At 67.7% G+C, this 24,756-nt stretch carries 15 protein-coding genes; 7 read left to right on the top strand and 8 right to left on the bottom strand.

Annotated elements, in window-relative coordinates:
- Positions 1–106 precede the first annotated feature (106 nt).
- The 3 genes from VGR67_14085 to VGR67_14075 all read left to right on the top strand — a co-directional run bounded on the left by VGR67_14085 (position 107) and on the right by VGR67_14075 (position 10,199).
- Entirely contained in the window at positions 107–8,659 is an 8,553-nt protein-coding gene (locus VGR67_14085; protein ID HEV8337539.1) for a glucoamylase family protein, read from the top strand.
- 200 nt (positions 8,660–8,859) lie between these two features.
- Positions 8,860–9,459, top strand: a complete 600-nt coding sequence (locus VGR67_14080; GenBank protein HEV8337538.1) for an LPXTG cell wall anchor domain-containing protein — start codon at positions 8,860–8,862, stop codon at positions 9,457–9,459.
- 38 nt (positions 9,460–9,497) lie between these two features.
- Positions 9,498–10,199, top strand: a complete 702-nt coding sequence (locus tag VGR67_14075) for a class D sortase (protein ID HEV8337537.1) — start codon at positions 9,498–9,500, stop codon at positions 10,197–10,199.
- A gap of 86 nt (positions 10,200–10,285) precedes the next feature.
- On the opposite strand, the gene VGR67_14070 is transcribed toward VGR67_14075, so the two are convergent.
- From VGR67_14070 to VGR67_14060, 3 genes are read right to left on the bottom strand one after another with little or no spacing between them, the layout of a single operon-like run.
- Positions 10,286–10,633 carry a hypothetical protein gene (locus VGR67_14070; protein ID HEV8337536.1) on the bottom strand — a complete coding sequence of 116 codons (348 nt, stop codon included), beginning with the start codon at positions 10,631–10,633 and terminating at the stop codon, positions 10,286–10,288.
- Positions 10,634–10,645: 12 nt separating this feature from the next.
- Entirely contained in the window at positions 10,646–11,029 is a 384-nt protein-coding gene (locus VGR67_14065; GenBank protein HEV8337535.1) for a phage holin family protein, read from the bottom strand.
- The gene (locus VGR67_14060; protein HEV8337534.1) at positions 11,029–11,262 is read right to left on the bottom strand and encodes a hypothetical protein; all 234 of its coding nucleotides are present in this window, start codon (positions 11,260–11,262) and stop codon (positions 11,029–11,031) included. Before VGR67_14060 ends, VGR67_14065 begins: the two co-directional genes overlap by 1 nt.
- Positions 11,263–11,912: 650 nt before the next feature.
- Here VGR67_14060 and VGR67_14055 point away from each other — a divergent pair.
- Complete coding sequence (locus tag VGR67_14055; protein ID HEV8337533.1) at positions 11,913–12,449, top strand: outer membrane beta-barrel protein; 537 nt, start codon at positions 11,913–11,915, stop codon at positions 12,447–12,449.
- A 236-nt stretch (positions 12,450–12,685) separates the two neighbouring features.
- The gene (locus tag VGR67_14050) at positions 12,686–15,157 is read left to right on the top strand and encodes a transglycosylase domain-containing protein (GenBank protein HEV8337532.1); all 2,472 of its coding nucleotides are present in this window, start codon (positions 12,686–12,688) and stop codon (positions 15,155–15,157) included.
- Positions 15,158–15,163: 6 nt separating this feature from the next.
- On the opposite strand, the gene VGR67_14045 is transcribed toward VGR67_14050, so the two are convergent.
- Positions 15,164–15,505, bottom strand: a complete 342-nt coding sequence (locus VGR67_14045; protein HEV8337531.1) for a response regulator transcription factor — start codon at positions 15,503–15,505, stop codon at positions 15,164–15,166.
- 327 nt (positions 15,506–15,832) lie between these two features.
- On the opposite strand from VGR67_14045, the gene VGR67_14040 reads away from it, so the two are divergent.
- Positions 15,833–16,558 (top strand): YceI family protein, encoded by a 726-nt coding sequence (locus VGR67_14040; GenBank protein HEV8337530.1) that lies wholly within the window; start codon positions 15,833–15,835, stop codon positions 16,556–16,558.
- Between the two features lie 25 nt (positions 16,559–16,583).
- Here VGR67_14040 and VGR67_14035 read toward each other — a convergent pair whose 3' ends face one another.
- From VGR67_14035 to glgP, 4 genes are all read right to left on the bottom strand, one after another.
- On the bottom strand, positions 16,584–17,030 hold the full coding sequence (locus VGR67_14035) for a hypothetical protein (protein HEV8337529.1): 447 nt from the start codon (positions 17,028–17,030) through the stop codon (positions 16,584–16,586).
- A 117-nt stretch (positions 17,031–17,147) separates the two neighbouring features.
- On the bottom strand, positions 17,148–17,801 hold the full coding sequence (locus tag VGR67_14030; protein HEV8337528.1) for a response regulator transcription factor: 654 nt from the start codon (positions 17,799–17,801) through the stop codon (positions 17,148–17,150).
- Positions 17,798–20,014 (bottom strand): MASE1 domain-containing protein, encoded by a 2,217-nt coding sequence (locus VGR67_14025; protein ID HEV8337527.1) that lies wholly within the window; start codon positions 20,012–20,014, stop codon positions 17,798–17,800. Before VGR67_14025 ends, VGR67_14030 begins: the two co-directional genes overlap by 4 nt.
- A 213-nt stretch (positions 20,015–20,227) precedes the next feature.
- Positions 20,228–22,741, bottom strand: coding sequence for an alpha-glucan family phosphorylase (glgP, locus tag VGR67_14020; protein ID HEV8337526.1), 2,514 nt, complete (start codon positions 22,739–22,741; stop codon positions 20,228–20,230).
- Between the two features lie 322 nt (positions 22,742–23,063).
- Between glgP and VGR67_14015 the strand changes: the two genes are divergently transcribed.
- A complete protein-coding gene (locus tag VGR67_14015) occupies positions 23,064–24,263 on the top strand; it encodes a 6-phosphofructokinase (protein HEV8337525.1) in 1,200 nt (399 codons plus the stop codon).
- Positions 24,264–24,756 lie beyond the last annotated feature (493 nt).

The raw sequence follows: 24,756 nt of genomic DNA, 5'->3' as shown, positions 1-24,756 counted from the left end.
CAACCCTCTGAAAAAACTACCCACCGGCATGCGCGAACGGCTGGGTCCCGCCGGGAGTTGCGCGGCGGGAACCGCCTGCCCGACCCATCGACGAGGAACGAACCCGATGAACCCGACAACCCGCCGGGACGAAGTAGCCGGAACCTACGCCGGCCCCGCCGAAGAGGGCGACACCATCCTGGGCTTGGCCGATTTGGAGGCGCGCGCCCGGATCCTCGCCACGCGCTTCATCCCGTCGGCCAGCGCTCGGGAAGGCGCCGGCCGGTTCTTCCGCAGGCTGGACGAGAACCTCGCGCTGCTCCAGCGCGCCTATCGCTTGCTGGCCCGCGACGCGAAGAGCTCCGAGCCCCTCGTTCCCGCCGCCGAATGGCTGCTCGATAACTTCCACATCATCGGAACCGAAGTCCTCGACGTCCGGCGCAGCCTGCCGCGCCGCTACTACCTCGACCTCCCCAAGCTGGCGTCTCCCGGGGCGCCCGGCGGAGCGCGGGTCTACGCCATGGCGCTCGACCTGATTCGGCACAGCGACGCCCGCCTCGATCGGCAGAGGCTCGTCGGCTTCGTGTCTTCCTACCAGGAGGTCGCGCCCCTGAGCATCGGCGAGCTATGGGCCTGGCCCATCATGATCAAAGCGGCGCTGGTCGAGAACCTGCGCGGTCTGGCCGAAGGAATCCTGGAGAAGCGCCAGGCGCGAGCCGAGGCCGACCGCTTCCTGGGGGAGCCCGAGATCGGCGCGCCCGGAGCGGCCCTCGAGCTTCCCGACGAGCCGGGCACGGCCTTCGTCGTCCGGCTGCTGCAGAGGCTGCGCGAGTACGGATCGGAGGCCGCGCCGCTGCGCTCGAGGCTGGAGGACCGTCTCGCCGCGACCAACCGGACCCCCGAAGACGTGATGCGCTCCGAGCACCAGGAGCAGGCCCGCGAGCTGGCGTCGACCGCGAATTCGATCACCACGCTGAGGCTGTGCTCGACGCTCGACTGGAACGAGTTCTTCGAGGAGGTCAGCCTGGTCGAGCAGATCCTCCGGCGCGATCCGGGGGGAGTGTACGGAAGGATGGACTTCGCCGGGCGCGATCGCTACCGCAAGGCGATCGAGGATCTGGCGGAGCCGACGGGAGAATCGCAGAGAAGCGCGGCGCGTCGCGTTGTCGAGTGCGCCGGGCAGGCGGCCCGGCGGGATCCGGGCGACTACCGCACCCATCACATCGGCTACTACCTGATCGGCAAGGGACGGAGCGAGCTCGAGCGAGAGCTGAATCACCGGCCGGGGCTGCGCCAGCGGGGACGGCGGTTCTTCTTCCGCCACGCGGCGCTCTTCTACCTCGGGGGGATCGGCCTGCTCACCGCCCTCGGGGTGGCGGGCGCGATGGCGCTCGCGCCCGGAGACGAATACGACGAGTGGGTCCTGCTGCTGGCGCTCCTGCCGGCCGCCGAGCTCGCGACGGGGGTGATGCACTGGCTCGCGGCGTCGATCGCGCCTCCCCGCCGGCTTCCGCGCCTCGAGCTGAAAGGGGCCGTGCCGGAGGAGGGTCGGACGATGGTCATCGTGCCGACGCTGATCACCCGTTTGAGCGGCGTCCGCGAGCTGCTCGACCACGTCGAAATCCAGGCGCTCGGAAACCAGGATCCGCGCATCCACTTCGCGATCCTCAGCGATTTCGCCGACGCGCCCGCGGCCACGATGCCGGGGGACGAAGATCTGCTGCGCGCCGCGCGGCAGGGGATCGAGGAGCTGAACGCCCGCGCCGGGGACGCAGGAGGGGGCCGCTTCTTTCTCTTCCACCGGGAGCGCCGCTGGAATCCGAAGGAAGGGTGCTGGATGGGCTGGGAGCGGAAGCGCGGGAAGATCGAGGAGTTCAACCGGCTCCTGCGGGGAGACCGCGACACGAGCTACGTCGTGCAGGCGGGGGACCTCTCCGTGCTGCCCGGCGTCCGCTACTGCATCACGCTGGACAGCGACACGATCCTGCCGCGCGACGCGGCCCGGCAGCTGATCGGCATCATCCTCCACCCGCTGCACCACGCCGTCTTCGACCGCCCGCTGGGGCGGGTGACGCAAGGCTACGCGATCCTCCAGCCGCGGGTGAGCGTCACGATGTCGAGCGTGGCGGGATCGCTCTTCTCGCGCATCCACGCGAGCAACCTCGGGGTCGATCCTTACACGACCGCCGTGTCCGACACCTACCAGGACCTGTTCGGCGAAGGGATCTTCACCGGCAAGGGGCTTTACGACGTCCGGGCCTTCGCGGCCGCGCTGGGCGGAAAGGTCCCCGACAACGTCATCCTGTCGCACGATCTTCTCGAAGGCCTGTACGCCCGCACCGCGCTGGTCACCGACGTGGAAGTGGTGGACGACTATCCGGCGAGCGTGGTGTCCCACGCGCAGCGCCAGCACCGCTGGGTCCGCGGAGACTGGCAGATTCTCCTGTGGCTGCTTCCTTGGATCCCGGCGCGCGGCCGCCTGGTGCGCAATCGCCTGCCGATCATCAGCCGCTGGAAGATCCTCGACAATCTGCGCCGCAGCCTCACGCCCGCGGCGCTGGCGCTGTTCCTGGCGGCGGGATGGGCCGTGCTTCCGGGGAGCCCGCTCGCCTGGACGGCCGCGGTCCTGGGGGTGATGGCCTTCCCGATGCTCCCGCCCTTGCTCCATCTGCTGCGCGGCCCGGCGGTCCAACCGCCGCTGGCGTTCCTGAAGCTGAGCGGCGAGGCGCTCGCCGTCGCGGTCGCCCAGCTTCTCGTGACCGTGACGTTTCTCCTGTATCACGCCTACCGGATGGTGCATGCCGCCGGCATCGCGCTGGTGCGCCTGCTGTTCACCCAGAAGCGCCTGTTGGAATGGGTGACGATGGCGGGAATGGCCCGCGTGGTGCGCGACTACGGCTGGTCCCGGTTCCTGACCGAGATGGCGGCCAGCCCGCTGCTCGCGGCGGGACTGGCGGCGGGACTGGCGGCTTTCCGCCCGTCGGCGCTGCCGGTGGCGCTGCCTTTCCTCCTCCTTTGGCTGGCGGCTCCCTTCGTCGCCTACGCGCTCAGCCGGCCCGCGAGGGTGCGGCGGCCGGACCTCGGGCCGGAGGATCTCCGCCTGCTGCGGCGCCTCGCCCGGAGGACGTGGGGATACTTCGAGACGCTCGCGTCGGCGGAGGATCACGACCTTCCTCCCGACAACTTCCAGGAAGGGGCAGTGGAGCAGCCGGTGCATCGCACGTCGCCGACCAACATCGGACTGGGACTTCTGTCGGCGCTCGCGGCTCGCGATCTCGGCTTCCTGACGGCGCGGGAGCTCGCCGAGCGGATCGAGCGGACGCTCGCCACCCTGGAGCGCCTCGAGCGTTTCCAGGGACATTGGCTGAACTGGTACGACACGCGCAGCCTGGCCCCCCTGATGCCGCGCTACGTCTCGACCGTCGACAGCGGCAACCTGGCGGGGTGCCTGATCACGCTGGCTCAAGGATTGCGGGAGATCGCCCGCGCCCCGGTCGATTCCCGCTCCGGGCGAGAGGGGGCGGCCGACACCCTCGCCCTTCTGCGCGACGCGGTCGACGCGTTCTCGGTCTCGGCCCCCGGCAACCGGTTTCTGGCCGCTCCCCTGCGGGAGGCGCTGAGCGAAGGGGCTCCGGCTCCGGGCTCCGATCCGGCGGCGGTCGGGCCGCCCGACCTCCTGGCTCCGGAAAAGAGCCGGCGACTCCTGGAAGAGATCGCGGCTTTCGAGGAGCGGGTGAACGGCGCGCCCCAGGCGCAGGAAGCGCTCTTGTGGGCGAGCCGGCTCGCGGCGGAGCTGCGCGCCGCGGGCGCCGGCGATCCCGACGCGACCCTGGCGCGCCGCCTGGACGCTCTGGCGGACAAGGCCCTGGCGATGTTCGAAGGGATGGACTTCCGGTTCCTCTACGATCCGGAGCGCCGGCTCTTCGCCATCGGCCACCGTCTCGCCGACGGCGGCGCGGGACGCAACGATCCCTCCTTCTACGATCTGCTCGCCTCGGAGGCCCGTCTCGCGAGCTTCATCGCCATCGCCAAAGGAGAAGTGCCCCAGAGCCATTGGTTCCAGCTGGGGCGCGGGCTGGTCAGCGCCCGAGGGGCCCCGACGCTGGTCTCCTGGAGCGGCTCGATGTTCGAATACCTGATGCCGCTGCTCTTGATGAAGAGCTATCCCGGCACGCTCCTCGATCGAAGCAGCCGGAACGCGGTGCGGCTGCAGAAGTCCTATGCGCGGAGCCGCGGCGTCCCGTGGGGGATTTCCGAGTCGGCGTTCAACCTCGTCGACCGGCGCGGCCATTATCAGTACAAGGCTTCCGGGATCCCCGCGGTGGGCCTGAAGCGCGGCCTGGCGGACGATCTCGTGATCTCGCCCTATTCGACCCTCCTCGCCCTGCTGGTGGACGCCGACGCGGCGCTGCTCAACATCCGGCGTCTGCTCGCGGAGGGGCTGGAGGGGCGTTACGGCTTCTACGAGGCGATCGACTACACCCCCCGGGACGGCGCGGAGACGGGGCCCCGCGCCCGGACCAGGATTCGCAAGCCCGGCGTCGTCCTCAAGTCGTTCCTGGCGCACCATCAGGGGATGTCCCTGATCGCCTTGGACAACTTCCTGTGCGGCGACGCGATGCGGGAGCGGTTTCACGCCGATCCGAGGATCCGGGTGACGGACCTCCTCCTCCAGGAGCGCCCCTCGCGGGACGCGCCGATCTCGAGACAGACCCCCGCGGCGAGGCCGTCGTTCGATTTTTCGGCGGCCCCTGCTCCGGTCCGCCGGTACCGGACTCCGCACACGGCTCATCCTCAGGCGCATTTCCTGTCGAACGGCCGCTACACCGTGGTGTTGACGAACGCGGGGGGAGGAGCGTCGATGTGCGGGGGCTGTCCCGTCACCCGCTGGCGGGAGGACCGGACGAGAGACCTGGGGAGCCAGTACCTCTATCTGCGGGATCAGACGAGCGGCCTCGTCTGGTCGGCCGCCTACCAGCCGACGCGGCGCGAGGCGGACGAATACCAGGTGAGGTTCCTCCTGGACAAGGCCGACTTCCGCCGGATCGACGGGGAGGTCGAGACGCGGCTGGAGGTCGCCGTGTCTCCCGAAGACGACGTCGAGGTGCGCCGGCTCACGCTGATCAATCACACCCAGGAGGCGCTCGAGATCGAGGCGACGAGCTACGTGGAGCTGGCGCTCGCCTCCTTCGAGGAGGATCTGGCCCATCCGGCGTTCGGGAAGCTGTTCATGGAGGCGGCCTGCCTCCCCGCGAGCTCGGCGCTCCTGTTCCGCCGGCGACGGCGGGAGGCGTCCGAGCCCGAAGCCTGGGCGCTGCACGTGCTCGGCGCCGAAGCGCCGGGGGAAGCGGAAGTCCAGTGGGAGACCGATCGGGCGAGGTTCCTCGGCCGCGGGCGCGAGCCCGACGATCCGATCGCCCTCGACGGGCGGCCGCTAAGAGGACGGAGCGCCTCGGTGATGGACAGGATGGCCAGCCTCAGGCTCCGTGTCCGGATTCCGCCCGCCGGCCGGGCCCGCATGGCCTTCACGACCGGCGTCGCCGCCAGCCGCGAGGCCGCCGCGGCGCTGTGCGCCAAATATCACGACTTCGCGATCGCGGCCCGCGCGTTCACCCTGGCCCGGAGCCAGTGCCAGATCGAGTGCACCCACCTGGGGATCAGCGCGGAAGAGGCGCAGCTCTTCCTGCGACTCGCCTCCGCGACGCTGTTCACCGACCCCTCGCTCGGCGCCGAGCCGCACGTCCGCGCGGGCAACGTCCTGGGCCAGTCCGCCTTGTGGCGCTTCGGCATCTCGGGCGATTTCCCTCTCCTGCTGGTCCGGGTGACGGAGGAAAACGACCTGGAGCTGGTGCGGCAGATCCTGCGGGCGCAGGAGTTCTGGCGGCTCAAAGGGTTGATCGCGGACGTGGCGATCGTGAACGAGCATCCGGTCGGCTACCGGGACGAGGTGCAAAAGCAGCTCGAGACGGCGGTCGAAAGCGGTCCCTGGGCCGGCTGGAAGGAACGCCCGGGTGGAGTGTTCCTGTTGCGCGGCGACGTCCTGTCGGAGGACGAGCAAGCCCTGCTCTCCGCCGTCGCCGGGACCATTCTCCATGGCGAGCGAGGCGAGCTCGCGGAGCAGCTCGACGCGCCGCGGCCCGAGCCGCGCTGGCCTCCTCCGTTTGTGCCGCGCTTCCCCTCGGCGATTGCCTCGCGCGACGCGACTCCTCCGATCGAGGCGCCGCCCCTCGAATTCGGCCACGGCCTGGGCGGCTTCGCCGACGGCGGGAAGGAGTACGCCATCGTCCTGGAGCCGGACCGCCAGACGCCCCTGCCCTGGGCCAACGTCATGGCCAACCCGGCCTTCGGCACCATGGTGACGGCGTCGGGCTCGTCCTGGACGTGGGCCGGAAACAGCCGCGAGAACCGGCTGACGCCTTTCGCGAACGACCCGGTCACCGATCCGACTTCCGAGACGATCTACCTGCGCGACGAGGACTCGGGCGAGATCTGGACCGCCGTTCCCGGCGGCGCGCCGCGCCGCCGGTGGGTGGTCCGTCACGGCGCGGGAATCAGCCGGTTCGCCTGCGCGGCGCACGGGATTTCCCAGGAGCTGCGGATCTTCGTCCATCCGGAGGACCCGGTGAAGTTCTCCGTCCTCACGCTCGAGAACGCCTCGCCCACCCGCCGCCGGCTCAGCCTCTTCGCCTACAACGAATGGGCCCTGGGTCCGCCGCGCCGGGGAGAGCATCTCCACGTCGTCACGGAGCCGGACTTGGATCATCACGTCATCTTCGCGCGGAATCCCTTCAACCGGGACGTCCCCGGGCGGGTCGCGTTCGTCTCGATCTCCGAGAAGCCCTTTTCCGCGACCGCCGATCGTCTCGAGTTCATCGGCCGCAACGGCAGCCCCGCCCGGCCGGCGGCGCTTGGTCGCCGCCAGCTCGCCGGACGCTTCGGCGCGGGGCACGATCCCTGCGCCGCGCTTCAGGCGATCGTGTCGCTTGCGCCCGGGGAGGCGGGGACGGTCGTCGTGCTCCTGGGGGAAGGACGGGACGCGCGCCATGCCGCCGAGCTGCGGGAGCGGCACGGCAGCGTCGCGGCGGCGCGCCAGGCCGAGGCCGAAGTCCGGGATCGCTGGGAGGCGATCCTCGGCGCCCTGCAGGTGCAAACGGGCGATCGCTCCTTCGACTTCATCATGAACCGGTGGCTGCTCTACCAGGTCCTGAGCTGCCGACTCTGGGCTCGCACGGGCTACTACCAGCCGGGAGGCGCCTTCGGCTACCGCGACCAGATCCAGGATGCGCTCGCGCTTCTGGCGACCCGTCCCGACTTGTGCCGCGAGCACCTCCTCCGGGCCGCGTCCCGCCAATTCCTCGAAGGCGACGTGCAGCACTGGTGGGATCCGGAGACGGGCCGCGGCGTCCGGACCCGGTGCTCGGACGATTTCCTGTGGCTCCCTTACGCGGTGGCGCAGTACGTGCGGGCGACGGGCGATCGGGAGCTTCTCGATCAAGAGACCGCCTACCTCAGCGCGCCGGCGCTTGAGCCTGCGCGCCGCGAATCGTATAGCCTGCCAGAGGTCTCGGCTCGCTCGGCGAGCGTCTACGAGCACTGCACGCGTGCCCTCGAGCGCGGGTTCGCCTTCGGCGAGCACGGCCTCCCCCTGATCGGCTCGGGCGATTGGAACGACGCCATGAGCGGGCTCGGCGCGGGGGGCCGGGGGGAGAGCGTGTGGCTCGGCTGGTTCCTCATCGACGTGCTCCGCGCCTTCGAGCCGATCGTCCGAGCGCGCGGCGATGACGTGGCCGCCGCGCGCTACCGCCACGAAGCGGAGCGGCTGGCGAAAAGCCTCGAATCAGCCTGGGACGGGGAGTGGTACCGGCGCGCCGTCAGCGACGACGGGACGGTGATCGGCTCCGCCGAAAGCGAGGAGTGCCGGATCGACTCCGTCGCCCAATCCTGGGCCGTGCTGTCGGGCGCGGCGAAACCGGAGCGCGCCGCCCAAGCGATCGACTCGGTCCAGGCGCGCCTGCTGCGCCGGGACCAGGGGCTCCTGGCGTTGCTGGCGCCGCCCTTCGACCGCTCGTCGCTGGAGCCGGGATACATCAAAGGGTACGTTCCGGGCGCCCGGGAGAATGGCGGTCATTACACGCACGCCGCGATCTGGGCGGCGATGGCGATGGGCCGCCTGGGACTCCGCCGGGAGGCGGCGGAGCTGTTCCACGCCATGAATCCGATCAACCGCGCGCGCTCCGAGGCCGAGGTGGCGCGCTACAAAGTGGAGCCCTACGTCGTGGCGGCCGATATCCACCTCCATCCGCAGATGGCGGGGCAAGGAGGGTGGACCTGGTACACCGGCTCCGCCGGATGGCTCTACCGGTTCGGCCTGGAGGAGATTCTCGGCCTGCGGCTTCAGGGCTCCACCTTCGCGCTGCGGCCTTCGTTCCCCGGATCCTGGAACGGCTATTCCATCCGGTGGCGCGCCGGGAGCGCGTGTTATGAGATCGACGTGAAAAATTCCGATCCTGAATACCACGCCATCGTCGAAGCGACGCTCGACGGCGTCCCCGTCGATCCCGATCGGATTCCTCTGTTGCAGGACGGGGGGATCCACCAAGTCCGCGCGGTGACCGGCCGCCTCTCCCAACGGACGAGCGACCCCGCCCTCTTCCCCGCCCGGGGCTCCCGGCGCCGATAGCGTGTAGTTTCGGCGTGCAAAAATTACAGCAGGCCGTCTCCCGGCCGGCCTCCCGCGCGCGATCGGCGTGCGAAAGACCCAATTTTTCAAGGGATTCAAGCCCGGCTCGATTTCGCGAGGGTCCGGCACGGATCGTGCTGGTGTCTGAAATGTGCTCAACACCGGGCACCTGGCGAACATTTCACGAAGGAGGAGAATTCATGAGAAAGAGCTTGCTGGCAGCTGCGATGCTGGTTCTCGCGCTGACGGCTGTCCTGGCGCAGGAGAGCACGATGATCACCGGGAAGGTCGTCTCGGTAGACGCGACCGGGAACAGCTTCGTGGTGGAGAGCGGAACGGACAGATATACGGTTACGACCAATACGACGACGATGTTCATGTCGGGCGGCCAGCACCTCAATCTCGCCGATCTGAAAGTCGGGGACCAGGTGAGCATCCGGGGCACCGGCACGGGCATGAGCCGCACCGCCACCGAAGTGACCGTGACCACCGCCGCCGAGAATCCGAGCGGCACGTCGTACGGCTCCTCGGGCAGCTCGGCGACGGGAACCACGACGACCTCGGGCAGCAATTACAGCGGCACGAGCAACTACAACGACACCACGGGCACGACCGGCACCTCGGGCGCGACCACGACCACGACCTACCAGTCCGACACCGGGACGGCGAACACCAACGACACCAGCGCGAACGGCACGCTGCCGAAGACGGGAAGCCCCGCTCCGCTGATCGGCTTCGCCGGTCTCCTGCTGATCGGCTTCTCCCTGGCGATTCGGGCGGCACGCAAGATTGCGCACTGACACGGACCCGTTAGCGAAGCGTTCCGTCCGGAATGTCCATGAGCGAAAAGCGCAGATTACCGCTGCGCGGACTTGAAAAGGGTTTTCTGGTCGCGGGCCTGCTTGGGGTGGGGTTTTACGGAGCCATCCTCCTTCATGGACGACTCTCCCAAGCGGCCGCGACGGCAGAGTTCGATAGATTGCTCAGCGAAAAGGGCCCCGCCGCGGACCACCCCTCCCCGGCTCAGGCGGAGCCCTTGGCGCTTTTTGCGGATCGCAGGCTCCTCCCCCCCTCGCCGGACGACGACCCCGTTCCCGACAAGTCCGGTTGGTCGCGCGAGCGCATCCGTGCTTTTCGCTCCTTCCCCGATACGTCGAAGGCGATCGCCCGGTTGCAGGTTCCCGACCTCGGTCTTTCGGTCATGGTGTTCGAGGGAACGGATGGATGGACGCTCAATCGCGGGGCCGGGCACATCCCGGGGACCGCGTTTCCGGGAGAGCTGGGCAACGTCGGAATCGCGGGCCACCGGGACGGCTTTTTCCGCTCGTTGCGCGACATCAAGCCGGGCCAGCGGATTGTCCTGACGACGCTTCATGGGACGATCAACTATCGCGTCGGAGACATCTCGATCGTCGGTCCCAAGGACTCCCAGGTCCTGTCGAGCCGGCTTTCGCCGCGGCTCACCCTGGTCACCTGCTACCCCTTCTACTACATGGGCCCGTCCCCCAAGCGCTTCATCGTCACGGCGCTGCCCTCCTGACGAGAGGTCGGGGGCGCGGGCACGCTGGAAGCAAAAAAAAGGGCCTTCCCCCCGGGAAAGGCCCATGCTTGATGTTTCAGAAAGGGTCAGCGCTCGGCTCTTCGCCGGAAGAATCGCAGGACAAGCGGCCCGATCGCCGGAAGGAGGCTTCCCACCACCGCAGCGATGGGGGAGCGTGACGGCTCGGGCTTGTCCCGGTTCCGGCCCAGCTTGAGCGCCGATGAGGCGCTGCTGAGAAGGACGCCGGCCGCGACGCCCGCGGCAAAGCCGCCGACGGGGTGGCGCCGCACCGAGCTGAAGGGATCGAACGTCGTCTTCACCGAGGTGCCGAGCGAGCGAAACTTCTCGATCAGCAGTTCCCGCCTTCTCTCCACCTCCCGCTCGAGCTCGATCTCCCGCTCTTCCGTGGAAAGCCGATGCGGTGGGGTTTTCATGAGGTGTCTCCTTCAGGACGCGCGGCTGCGGGCCACCATGGCGACGATGGCCGCCACGATCAGATAGCCCGCGCCGACGATCGCGAAGCCCGCCGCCCGGGAGCTCGTGAGGATCGAAAGCCAGTCGACCAGACCGGCTGAAAGAAGGATGAAGCCCGACAGGGCCGCGATTCCGGCAATCACGTACATGCCGACACGGACCAGGACCGACCTGAGCTCTCCTTCCAGCCGAAAGCCTTGAAGCTTGAGGAAGCTGTTCACGTACTCCATGAAGGCGTGAAGCGCTCCGACGGCCTCGCCGGCGACGTCCGTTAGAGTGACCTCGGCCTCAAGCGCCGGCTTGTCGGGCGTCACGGTCCGGAACGGAGGAGGCGTCACTTCCCGGACGGTATTCACTAGCGCCGCCTCATGAACGTGCCGAGGACGAGACCGACCGCCGCGGCGATCAGGATCGTCTTGGCGGGATTGTCGCTGACGTACTGGCGGGTCTTGTCCCAGGTGTCGTCGACGTACTTCTCCTTGAGCTTCACCGCTTCGTCCTTGAGCCGGGCCGCTTCGTCCTTCACATCCCGGATGGTATCGCTGGCGAAATCGCCCATTCGCGTGCTCGTTGTGGTCCGTGGTTCCATCGAAGCCTCCTGTTTCATAAGGTCCTGCGTGTAGGGTCCTGCCGGAGTCCGATTTCTCCTGACAGCACGGCCGGAATCCGTGCGCCAAGCAGAGTCTCTGCAAATCGCAAGCCAGAGTGGAGCTTCAAGTGACGAATGAGTGGCGCCCGGGCTCCGCCGCCGGAGCGGGGTCTCAGGCCGTGTACTTTGTACATTCGGTCCCGACGTTGATGCCATTTTCCCATCGGCGGCCTGGCCTCCCAACAGGAGGACCCTAAGGTTTTTCCGGAGGGGCGAAGCTGAAAACGTCGAGCCCTCACCTTGTTGCCGATCGGGACCGCCGCTGGACCGTCGAGCGAGGGGGCCTTGGCACGCCCTTTGTAGGAAGACGGCCGGGCACACGGCCTGCTCGGAAACACGAGGAGGCACGACGGGAGAGATGGTTCATGAAGACTTGGAAGCGTATCGCTCGTTTGTCCCTTCGGGCGCCCGCGCGATCTTTCGGGAGAGCCGAGAGGCGGTTTTACCCTGTTCCGCCCGCAGTGGAAGCCGGGAGCGCCGACGCCGGTGACCGACTTCGACCGAGGGTTCTGGGCAGGCTTCGCGTGAAGAGGGACTCGGCTCCTTCTCACACAGTTGGGCAGCATGTTTCATCACAGAGGAGATAAAGCATGACCTGGAAGAAGTGCTTGATGGTTCTGGCGACATTGGCCCTCTTTTCCGCACCGACGTGGGCCGGAAGCTTCGGAGTCTATGGCGCCTATTGGGGCGCCGAGGACGCGGCCAACAGTTGGGGAGCCGGGGCGCGCGTAGGGTTCAACTTCGCGCCCTGGGTCGAGCTGGAATTCCACGGCACCTACTTTCCCGATTTCCACGCGCGGGGAAACACCATTCCCGATACCGACGTCCGCGCGATTCCGGTCGACGGAGGCATAAAGTTCAACCTCCTCTCCGACAAGTTTGTGAACCCCTACGTCGGGGGCGGTGTCAGCTATTACTTTCTCAACAGCGATGTCGGTAACATAGACAACGACACCGGAATCTATGGCGAGGTAGGCGTCGACATCGGGAAGGACAACACCCGCTTCTTCGCCGAGGCGTTGTGGCGTCAGCTTGAGACCCCGATCTCCTTCGGCTCGTTCGACGACAACATCGACTTCGGGGGAATCGACTGGCACGCCGGCGCGGTATTTCGCTGGGGCAAGTAGCCCTCAAGGCAGTCCACCGGCCCGGCGGGGAGCCGGGAGCGCAACAAAGTCCCCGCCTTGCGTCTGACCGGTTGAGCTTTCGGGAGTTCCAAACCGTGGCCGTTCGTTTGACGGCGCTGCGACGCAACGGACTCCGCACAAACGCTCCGGCAAGGAACCGGCTGGGGCGATTCGATAGGGGGCCCGGGAATGTTTCCCGGGCCTCTGCCGTTTAGAGATAGAATGAGCCAACCGCGATGAATACGAGAACCTATCGATGGGTCGCCTGGGCTTGGCAATGGCCTGGGGCGATGATCCAGGAGTGTCTGGGACGGGACCCCGCTCCCCGGATCCGGCGCCCGCTGGTCCGGAGGGCTTGGAGTGAAGCGGGATTGCCGCTCGTCCGGCCGCGCGGCCGGGCCGCGCCGATGCCGGCCCCCGTCCTGCCGCGCCGCGATATCCGCCCGGACTCGCCGGCGGGCGCCCGCCGGACTGCCTTGGAAGCGCGGCGCCCGGGCGGTCTCCTGGGCCGCGCCGCGGCGGCGCTCGCCGCCGGCTTTCTCGTGGCGCTGATCGCCCTCGTCTATCACGTCTATTTCGACCGGAGCGACCTTCCCGACATCAAATCGTTCATTCGATTCGAGGCGCCCACCATCGGCGAGGTGTTCGACGCTCGCGGCAAGACGCTGATCCAGCTGGCCAAGGAATACCGGCGCGTCGTCACCTACGATCAGGTGCCCCTCATCCTCCGGGAGGCGATCCTCTCGGCGGAGGACAAGAACTTCTTCACCCACCCCGGGGTGGACTTCGCCGCCTGGCCTCGCGTCGTCGAGAAGACGGCGGTCCGATCCCTCGGGGCGCTGCGGAGCGGGAAGGGGTTCCGCCTGGTCTTTCCTCAGGGAGGCTCGACGCTCACGCAGCAGCTGGTGCGCGGCTATTTCCTGCAGGATCTGACCAGCCGCGAGAATGGCAGCGACCTGATCCGCGGCGGGATCGCGCCGGGGGTCGTCGCGGCCGTGATCGGCGTGCCCGCCGTGAACAAGCTCTTGCGCAAGGTGGAAGAGGTCCGCCTCTCGCTCTGGCTGGAAGAAGAGATGCGCCGGCGATACGGCTCGCAGGAGATCGCCAAGCGGGAGATCTTCGCCCGGTACGCCAGCTTCATCTATCTGGGCCACGGCCGGTACGGCTTCGCCGCCGGTGCGGAATACTACTTCGGCAAGCCCCTCTCGGCCTTCACCTCGGAAGACGGCGCGATCGCGGCCTCGCTCGCGGGGATCTGCAAATGCCCCCGCGACTATGCCCCGGCTCCCGGCGATCCGCGGTCCCTGGGGCGCCGCAACGAGATCCTCGCTCTCATGGCGCGCAACGGCGCCATCACCCCCGAGGCGGCCAAGCGCTGGCGGGCGGAGCCCATCGGGCTCGCCTCGCGCAGCGGCGTGAAGACGTACGCCCCCGCCGCCATCGAAAGCGTCTTCGACGAGCTGAAGCGGCACGGCAAGGACCGGTTCGGGATCGAGGATCTGTTCGAAGGCCGGATCGCGGTGCGCAGCACCGTGGACCAGCGCGCGCAAACGATCGTGAACGACGCCCTGGAGAGCGGGCTCGCCCTCTACGAGAAGCGGCACCCGCGGGCGAAAGGCGTGATCCAGGGCTCGGTCGTCGTCCTGCGCAACTCGGATGCGGCGATCCTCGCCGAAGCCGGCGGGCGGCAGGTCTATCAGGATCACCCGACCGCCTATTCCGATTACAACCGGGTCACCGGGTCGCTCCGCCAGCCGGGCTCGGCGATGAAGCCCCTGGTCTATCTGGCCGCCTTCCACGAGGGCCTGGATCTCGACAGCAAGGTCCCCGACAAGCCGATCAAGATCAATATGGGCCGGGACCGCGGCGTGAAGTGGATCGCCAATTACGACAAGAAGTTCAAGGGGCGGATACCGGCCCGCCAGGCTCTGGCGGAATCCCGCAACACGGTGGCCATCTGGCTGGCGCGCCAGATCGGCATGGAGAGCGTCCTGAAGACGGCGCGGCAGCTCGGGATCCGAACCGAGCTTCAACCCTACATCAGCACGGCGCTGGGCGCGTCCGAGGTCCGCCTCCTGGAGCTGGCCGGGGCCTACCGCGCGATGGCCTCCGGGATCCTGGCGGAGCCGCACATCGTCGACCAGGTGACCGACAACTCCTGCGGCCTCCTCTACCAGGCCCCCCGGACGGCGCGGCCGATAGCCTCGGTGGGAGTCGAGGCCGAGGATCTGCGCCAGATCCAGGAAGGGCTCCGCGGAGTCGTGCGCCTGCCCGATGGAACGGCGCACAACCTGAGCGCGGCCGACTTTCCCATCCCGGTCATGGCCAAGACCGGCACGTCGAGCGATTTCCGCGACGCGATGATCGTCGGATCCACTTTCGGCCGGAAGGGAATCACGGTCGCCGTCCGCGTGGGCTTCGACGACAACCGCGAGCTGGGGGAAAAGGAGACGGGCGGGCGCACGGCGCTGCCCATCTTCAAGGAGATCATGCTCCGGATCTACCGGGACGGCATCGCCGGGCCGGTCCCGCAGTTCCCGCAGGAGGTGGAGGACCACATCGACCAGTATCTGGCGCGGGCTCCGGCGCCGGAGAAGGAGCCGGGCGACTTGGCGCCGCGGATCGCGGATCAGCGGGAGCCGGATCGCCCCCGCCCGGTAGCGAAGTTCGTGGAGGGAAAGATCACCCGGAACGGGCGGATACGATGAAGCGGATCAGTGGACTTCGACCCCCGTCCAGCTGGCGGACTTCGGGAAGACGGCATTGGCGCCGCTGCGGAGCGCGGCGTTCCGGTATTCCTGGTTGGCGTGAGGCGTGAAGATGATGACCTGGGCGCTGGGAAACACCTTTTTGATCATTTCGGTGGCTTCCAGGCCGTTGAGCTTGGGAAGCGAGATCTCCATGAGCACGAGATCGGGCTCGAGCTCCCGCGCCAGCTTGACCGCCTCCTCGCCGTCGGACGCCTCCCACACTCTCTCGACGTTCCCGCCCATCTGAAGAAGCCTCTTGACGACGGTCCGAAATCGCTTGTCCTGATCGGCAATCAGGATCGTCATGTTCCTTTTCTCTTTCCGGCCATGTTCCTCTTCTCTTCCGAGCGCTACCGCCCGTCAGAAAACATCGATCACCTCAAGCTCGGAGCAAATCGCGGGCCAGCCGAGTCTCCGGCGGCCATCGTCCGCCCGATGCTTCGGCCCTTGCGCGGCTCAAATGCCCTGCTGCGACCTGCTTCCGCGCCGTCCACGAGCCTCCGTCGCGACGGGAAGCGCCGGGGATGGGGCTGCTTTTTGTAAATTCCCCACGCTCCGGTCCCCGATTCTGGCATGCCCCTTGTAAGAAAGAGAAAGCATCGGGGAGCCGAGAAGGCCCGATAGGAGGCAAAAATGAGAATCTCCCTGTCGATCCGGCTTGCCGTCTTGACGGCGGCCATCCTGTCGGGGGCCTGCGGGCCCCCTGTTTCCGAGAAGAGTGAATTCCGCCACGATAACGGGGCCGGCGTAGTGCAGGCTTCCAATCCCTCCTCGGGAGCCCGGCAGAATCCCGCCGGAAGCGCGGCCCCCGCCGGACGCTACAAGGTCATCGCCGCAAACAGCCGGATGGTCGCCGCGGTCGCGTCGGGCGGGATGTTCTCGAAGCTCGGGCACGACCATGCCATTGCCCTGGGGGGCTTGACGGGCGAAGTCGAGCTGGCGCCCGGCGACGAAAAGTCGTCGCTCCGGCTGACGATCGAGGCGGGCACGGCCGCCGAAACGGGCAAGGAGTTCGATGAGAAGGACCGCGCCAAGGTCAATCAAGCAGTCCGGGAAGAGGCTTTGGAGACGGGAAAGTATCCGCAGATCGCGTTCAAGAGCACGCGGATCGTCGCGGAGGGGGGCGGCGCGAAGAGCCAGCGATACCGGATCACCGGCGAGCTGACGCTTCACGGCGTGACCAACCGGGTGGAGATACCGGCCCAGGTGAGGGTGAGCGGCAACCGCCTCCAGGCCCACGCCGATTTCGTGATCTTCCACACCGCCTATGGGATCAAGCGGCTCTCGGCGGTGGGCGGGACGATCAAGGCGAAGAATCCGATCCGCATCACCTGCGACGTCGTGGCGGAAAAGGAGTAGCTCCCCGCGCGCTCCGACAGGCGTTTCAGGCGCTCTGGGACTGGCGCATCCACGACACGGTCAGGCCTTGGCGCGGCGGGCGCGCCGGGGCATGAGATCGGCTGAATCGGCTGCGGGCAATCAAGGAAAAGCCGTCCGGCCGGCGGCGGAGCCAGCGCTCCACGCTGCGCCGCGTCTTTTCGGGGTCGATATCGAGAAGGAAGCAGACGTTCTCGAACGAGAAGACCGGCAATCGATCCCGGCTCTCGACCCACTGCAGGGCTTCCCACCGGAAAAGGCGAGCCAGAAACTCCCGCGAGTCCTTGTGCCGCTCCAGGCAGTCCAGGGCGTCTTCGAGGACCGCGAGCGCCAGTCGCAGCTCGCCGCGCCCCTCCGTCTTGCTTCGCAGATCGCGGACGAAGGGAGGCAGGGGAGCGGCCTCCGGCACCGGAACGAGGAGGTAGGCGTTTGATCGATCGGATTGGATGGTCATCGTCGTCTCCCAAGGTGAAACAGGGGCGCTATTGAAATCGCTCCGGGAGTCGCTGCCAATCCGTGAAATCCGGTATTCGCCGGAAGGATGCTCTGTAGGAAAAATCGCAGGTAGTGTCTAGGGATTGATAATGTTGTTGCGGATGGCGTAGCGCGTCAGATCGCTCAGCGAGTGGCAGTCGAGCTTGCGCATGATGTTGGTCCGGTGCGTCTCCGCGGTCCGGACGCTGATCCGCAGGAGGTCGGCGACCTCCTTGTTGCTGCGCCCTTCGGCCAGCAGCTGGATGACTTCGCGCTCCCGGGGCGTCAGCAGGGCGCTTTCTCCGGGCTCCACGGCCCCGGTCCCGCCGCCGAGATAGGTCTGCAGGACCATCTCCGTCACGCTGGGGGTGAAGAAGGTCTTGTGGTTCGAGAGCGCCTCCACCGCCTGGACGAGGTCCCGGCCGGCGTCCGATTTCAAGACGTAGCCGCGCGCCCCCGCCGCGAGCACCTCCTGGACCACCTGCTCCGAATCGTGCATCGTGAGGATGAGGATCTGGCTTGCGGGCGCCTCCTTGCGGATCCGGCGCGCCGCTTCGAGCCCGTTGAGCCCCGGCATGCCGATGTCGAGGATCACCACGTCGGGGCGCGACCGGACGGTCTTCTCCACCGCCTCTCTTCCATCGACCGCCTCGTCGCAGACCTCCCAGCCCGAGCGAGCCTCCAGGAGAGCCTTGACGCCCCGGCGGACAATCTCGTGGTCGTCGGCGACCAGGATGCGGACCGTCTTCATGAAGCCTCCTGCTGGATCGCGAATTCCACCTGGACCGCCGATCCGCCGCTGCCCGAGTCGATGCGGATCTGCCCTCCGAGCTGCCGGACCCGCTCGCGCATTCCCAGCAGCCCCACGCCCAGCAGCTCGACGCCGTCGTGGCGGTCGAGAATCCCGGGCGGAATCCCCTTGCCCTGATCGCGGACCTCGAGAGCGATGCGCTTCGGCTGGCGGACGAGCTGGACGCGGGCGCTGGAGCTGCCCGAGTGGCGCTGGATGTTGGTCAGGCATTCCTGGACGATGCGAAACAACGCGTATTCCACCTCGGTGGGCAGCCGTCCGAAGTCGGGGGGCAGCTCGAGATCCACGGCGATGCCGCTGCGCCGCGCGAATCCCTGGACGCACCAGCGCAGGGCCGCGGACAGACCGATCTCCTCCAGAAGCGGCGGGTGCAGCAGGTAGGAGAGCGATCGGATCTCGCGCAGGCAGCGCTGGGCGAGCGCTTCGCTCTCCTCGAGGGCGGCGCGCGCCCGCTCGTCGAGCGTGCGGCACGACTTCGCCACGGCGAGGTTCATCGACAGGGCCGCCAGGCTCTGCGCCGTGCTGTCGTGCAGCTCCCGCGCCAGGCGCTGGCGCTCTTCGTCCTGGATCCGCAGGAGCCGCGTCGACAGCTTGCGGAGAGACTGCTCCGCCTCTTTGCGCTCGCCGATCTCGCCCTGGAGCGCCCGGTTCATGTCGGAGAGCTGCTCGGTCCTCCGCGCGATCCGCGCTTCCAGCTCGGCATGGGCTTCACGCAGCTCCTCCTCGGCCCGGCGGCGCTGGATGAACTGTCCGATCTGGCTGCCGGTCGCCGCCATCGTCTGGAGCAGGGTCTCGTCCGGCTCGCGGTGCGCGCGGCTGAGAAAGGTCAGGACTCCGTGGACCTCCTGTCCCAGGAGGATCGGGAAGCCTATCGCCGAGTTCAATCCCAGCTTGCGGGCCAGGGGCCCCCGCTGGAAGTTCCTCTCCCGGGCGATGCTCGGGACCCAGATCGGCCTGGCCTCCTTCCAGACCCGGCCGGCCATCCCGACACCGGGGCTGAAAGTCATCCCGGACCCCTCGACGAAGGCTTCCAGGCCGCTGTCGGGCCGGTACCATTGGGCGGCGTGCCGGAGCGTGGCCGTCCGCGAGTCGACTCGCCAGAAGTTCCCGCAATCCCACTCGAGGGCTTCACAGATCGCCCGGAGCATCCCCGCGATCATCGCTTCGAGCGCCGGCGCGTCCGCCAGGACGCGCGCCACCGAGTAGTTCAGCCTGGCTCGGACGTCGGAGCGGCGGCGCTCGCACATCCCGGCGGCAAGGAACAGCATCGTCACGGCCACCGTCCCCATGAAGGCCTGCAGCGCCAGGAGGCTCTCGTTCACGGTGCCGCGCGCGAAAGGGCCGTAGCCCGCCGCCGTCCTCACGATGGCGATTCCGGTGACGAGGAGCGTGGCGACGGCGGTCCCATGCTGCAGGAAGCGAAGGGCGGCCCAGATCAGGAAGGGGAAGACGAGGTAGGGCTGCAGAAGGCTCGGCTGGGCGGGGCGGAACCAGGGACTGAAGACGAGGAAGCTCGCTGCCGTCAGGCAGGCGAGAAGCAGTCCCGCCTCGACCTGGCGCTCCGGGGTAAGGAGAATCCGCGGCTTCTCGGCCAACGAGAAGAACAGCGGCGCCAGGATCAGGACTCCCATCGCGTCGCCCAGCCACCAAGTCAGCCAAGCCTTGCCGGCCGCGGCGGCCGGGATGACGCCGCCCAGATACCCGCTGGCGACCCCCATCGTGGCGCTGATCGTCGTGCTCAGGCCGGCCCCCAGGATCACGAATCCGACGACCGCGGGGAGGCGATCCAGCGACCCGTCGAACCGGCCGAAGCGGCGCAGGAGCTGGGTTCCCACGACCGCCTCCAGAGTGTTTCCCGCCGCCATGCCGCAGGCCGCGAGCCAGGGGGCCCCGGCCGTGAAATTCACCAGGAACGCCCCGAGGGCGACCCCTGGCCAGAGCCGGATGCCGAACAGCGAGAGCGCCGCGAGGGAAATCCCGGCGGGCGGCCAGACGGTCGTGGCGAAGCCGCTCACCGCGTCGGCCAGAAGCCCGAGCTTGGCGGTGACGAAGTAGAGGGCGACCAGAAGCGCGATCCGAAGCAGATCGGAGGATCGCCAGGAAATCGATTCCCGGGGTGGGGCGAACGCGGGCGCGACAGTTTCAGCCGACATGATAGTTGAGTTTATACGCTCGGATAAACTGTTTTACCACCGTTGCGGCCCCCGGCGCAATGGCGGAATTCGCTGGTTTTTGAGTTACCGCGAGGTCTCGTTCAGGGAAGAAGTGGGGGAATGGGTGTGCAGCGGGGGCCGGTTTGGACCCGACGGCTGGAAGCCCGCCGCGGGTCAACCCGCCTCAAACAGCGGGATTTCCGGGACGCGACACTAGCTCGCCCAGAGGATGAGGCCGGTGTGATGCGGGTGGAGGAGAAGCTCGTGGCGCGGCAGGACGCGGATCGTGAATCCCTGGTTGCCGCTGCGGCGCAGCGGGATCTGGGCGCGGAACAGGATCCCCTCGGGGGACCCCGCCCCGTCGGCGGTCATGGGGAGGATCTGCGGCTGGATGATCTCCCGGTTCTCCTCCACGCGGCCCAGGACGATCTGAACGTTGAGATCGGCGGCGGAAAGGGGCCCGGGCTGGACCCAGGCCTTCACCTCGAAGCCGTCGCCCACGCTCATCTGAGTCGGCAGATCGGCGTCGATCTTCGAGACCTTCACGCCCGGCCAGGCCTCCAGCATCCGCTCCCGCCATTGGGCCAGCTCCCGGGCTCCGCGGTAGCCGTCGGCCTCGAGCAACGGGCGCCGCGCTTCGGCGGGCGCGTAGGCATCCTGAACGTATTGCCGGACCATCCGATGCGTGTTGAACACGGGGCAGAGGTCGCCCAGCGCGCTCTTCATCAACGCGATCCACTCGCGCGGGATGCCGTCCGGTCCCCTCGTATAGAAGAGCGGCACGACCTCCTGCTCGAGGAGGGTGTAAAGCATCCCGGCCTCCTGGCTGTTCAAGGTCTGGGAATCGAGATGATCCTGGTCGCCGTGGCCGATCGCCCAGCCGGTGCGCGGCGAATAGGCCTCGTCCCACCAGCCGTCGCGGATGCTGAGGTTCAGCGCGCCGTTGAGCGCCGCCTTCATGCCGCTCGTGCCGCTCGCCTCCATCGGGCGGCGCGGCGTGTTGAGCCAGACGTCGCAACCCTCCACCAGGTAGCGGGCCACCACCGAGTCGTAGTCCTCCAGGAACACGATGCGCCGCGCGAACTCCGGGCGCCGCGCCGCGTGGACGATGTCGCGGATGAGGGCCTTGCCGGCGTCGTCCCGGGGGTGGGCCTTCCCCGCATAGATGATCTGCACGGGACGGTTGGGAGCGTCGAGGATCTTCACGAGGCGGTCCAGATCGTGCAGCAGCAGGGTGCCCCGCTTGTAGGTGGCGAAGCGCCGGGCGAATCCGATCGTCAGCACCTCGGGATCGAGGATCTCCTCCGCGGCCGCGATCTCGCCCCGGCCGGCTCCCTGGCGGCGCAGCTGCTCCGCGAGACGCTGCCGGACGAACGCGACCAGCCGCTCGCGCCGCAGCTCGTGGACCCTCCACAGCTCCTCGCCGGGAATCTGCTCGGCGCGCCGCCAGTCGCGCGTGTCGCCCCCCTCCAGGGCCCAGCGCGAGCCGAGGTGCCGGTCGTAGAGCCGGCGCATCTCCTCCGAAATCCAGGAGAGGGGGTGAGCGCCGTTGGTCACGTGCGCGATTGGGATCTCGGACGACGGAATGCCCGGCCAGAGATCCTTCCAGACTTCGCGGGAGACGTAGCCGTGCAGCCGGCTCACGGCGTTGACCTTGCCGGAGGAACGGATCGCCAGGACCGCCATGTTGAAGCCTTCGTTGGCGTCCCCCGGGTGGACCCGGCCGAGATCGAGGAATTCCTCGCGCGTCAGCCCCAGCTCGGGCCAGTAGGCTCCGAAATACCTTTCCATCAGGCCCTGGGGGAACACGTCGATCCCGGCGGGCACGGGAGTATGGATGGTGAAGGCGGTGGTGGCGGCGATCAGCTCGCGGGCCTCGCGGAAGGAAAGGCCGGCTTCTTTCATCAGGATGCGGGCCCGCTCCAGACAGACGAAGGCGGAGTGCCCTTCGTTGAGATGGTAGACGCGCGGCCGCTCGGAGAGCGCCTCCAGGACCCGGCGGCCTCCGACGCCCAGCAGAATCTCCTGCCGAATCCGCGTCTCGCTGTCGCCCCCGTAGAGCTGGTCGGTGACGTCCTGGATCTCCTGCGGGTTCTCGGGGATGTTGGTGTCGAGCAGGACCAGCTTGACCCGCCCCACCTGGGCCCGCCAGAACTGGACCTGCGCGGGCGTGCCGGCGAGGTCCACCGTAATCCGGAGGGGCTCCCCCTGGTCGTTTCTGAAGAGGCGCACGGGAAGCGTAGAGAAGTCGTTGGTCGGGTAATGCTCCTCCTGCCATCCGTCGGGATTCAGCCGTTGGTGGAAATAGCCCTTCTGATAGAGAAGGCCGACGCCGATGAGCGGCAGGGCGAGATCGCTCGACGACTTGAGGTGGTCGGCGGCCAGGACGCCGAGGCCGCCCGAGTAGATCGGCAGGCACTCGGTGAGGCCGAACTCCATGGAGAAATAGGCGACCAGCGGGCGCGGGGAGGGGCCGATCTTCTCCCGGAGCGCTCCGCGGATCGCCATGTAGCTCTCCAGGTCCCGAGAGACGCGGTCGAGCTGCACGAGGAACGCCTCATCCTCCGCGGCCTGCAGGAGCGTCTCCTGGGAGATGGTGTTCAGCATCAAGACGGGATTGTGGCCGCTCGACTCCCAGAGGTCGCGATCCAGCCGCCGGAACAGGGCGATCGTGTCGTGGTCCCACGACCAGCGGAGGTTGTAGGCGATCTCTTCCAGAGGCTTCAAGGGCTCCGGGATGAGAGGGCGGACTTGAAAAGTCCTGACGGGGCGCATCCAGCTTTCCTTTCGGGCGACCGAGAGCGCCAGAGTCTATCTCTTTTTGGGCCGGGATTCATTCGGCCCACCCCCCTTGTTGCCTTCGGAAGTGGGGTGATGCGCGAGCGCCGGGACGGCCGGGCTCGTAGTAGACTAGCGGCGGCTCCCTGAATCGCTCCGCGCCCTTAAGCGCAGGATCGGGAGTCGGGTCTCGATCTCGAAGGATCGCGCTTCCGATCCGTTGGCCATGGAGGAGCAGTTCGGTCCGGTTTTCTTGCCGAAGGAGAAGACGATGCGGCCCAAACACCTGGGGATCCTGACGGGCGGCGGCGACGTGCCGGGGCTCAATGCCGCCATCCAGGCAGTCTACCGGGCGGCCGGCCGGCACGGGTGGACCCGGGCCGGAAGCCGCGACGCCAACGTCACCGGGATCCTCAGGGGATGGCGCGGGGCGGTCCACATGGAGAATCCCGGCCCCGGTGGCGAATCGACCAATCTCCTGCCCCTGACCGACGCCATCGTCCGGCACATCGACCTGACCGGCGGCACCTTCCTCCATTCCTCGCGCGTCCGTCCCGATCGGATGAAGCTGAAGGACCTTCCCCCGCGGCTGCAGCAGCGCAAGGACGATCTGCCCCGGGTCGATGGCAAGGAGGAGGTCTTCGACGCCGTGGACGAAGTGATCCGAAATATGCAGGAGTGCGAGATCGACTGTCTCGTGGCGATCGGCGGGGACGACACGCTGGGCTCCGCCTACCGCCTGCAGTCCCGCGGATTTCCGGTGGTCGGGATCCCGAAGACGATGGACAACGACGTCCAGGGAAGCGAATACGCCATCGGCTTCAAGACGGCCCTGACGCGGGCGGAGGACTTCATCAACCGCCACCGGACGACGCTCGGCTCGCACGACCTCGTCGGGGTCTTCCGGATCTTCGGGCGCGACGCCGGCTTCACGTCGCTCGGGACCGCCATGGCGATCTCCGACGTCCGCTGCGCCATCCCCGAGCACCCGTTCGATCTGGAGGCGCTGTGCGATCTGGTGAAGAAGGATTACGCCGACGGCGACTCCCGCACGGCGCTCGTCTTGTGCTCCGAGGGGGCGATCTGGCAGGGAGGGAAGCTGGAGGAGTACGGCCCCGCCGATGCCTACGGCCACCGGAAGAAAGTCAACGTTGGGGAGGCGCTGGCGGAGGCGATCAGCCGGGAGACGAAGCTGCCGACCCGGGTCCAGGACATCACGTACGATCTGCGCAGCGGGCCGCCCGACGCGCTGGACAAGATGGTGGCCAACACCTTCGGCACCCTGGCCGTCGATCTCATCGCCCAGGGCAAGACGGGACAGATGCTCTGCATCCAGAACGGCCGATACAATCACGTCCCGCTGCCCGATCCCGGCCGCGGCCCCCGCAAGGTCGACGTCACCACCCTCTACGACACCGAGCAGTTCCGCCCCAAGCTCTCCGGCCTCCTGGGTAGACCAATCTTTTTCTGAATCACTGCGCCGACCCCCGCATAGTTAATAAACTCGCCGAGACCTGTCCCCGAACTCATGTGGCCCTTCTTGTTCCGCCGTGGCGGGGATGAGGTCGTCTAATCAGTTACTTCAATCCACACGGGGGCAGAAGCGATCTCCGGTTCGTCTGCCCAAACGGCAGGCAGATTCCGTAATTCAGGGGCAAACCATTCTTTCCGTAGCCAACTCTTGTATATGACGCGGATTGAATACCTCCCAGTCTTTGGGAAAAAGTCCTTGACAAGGAGGTTGACCCAGGTTCCGTAAAAGCGTCCTCTGTCAAGCCTAATCAGGATGGAGTCCTCGCCTTGCTTATTAATAGGCGGAGGCATTAGCAGGCTGCGGAAAAATAGCGATTTGAGAGAGTTTTTCTTCTCTCCAGCATGATCTCGGAGTTCCGATGAGTCCTATCCGTCAAGATCGTGTTGATGATCTCGCTTCGAGCCAAGCGGGCGAGGCGTCGCGGACGACT

This window comes from Candidatus Polarisedimenticolia bacterium, assembly GCA_036004685.1.
Classification (GTDB): Bacteria; Acidobacteriota; Polarisedimenticolia; order Gp22-AA2; family AA152; genus DASYRE01.
The sequence above is the reverse complement of the archived record's forward strand: the minus strand, read 5'-3'. Positions and strand labels throughout refer to the sequence as shown.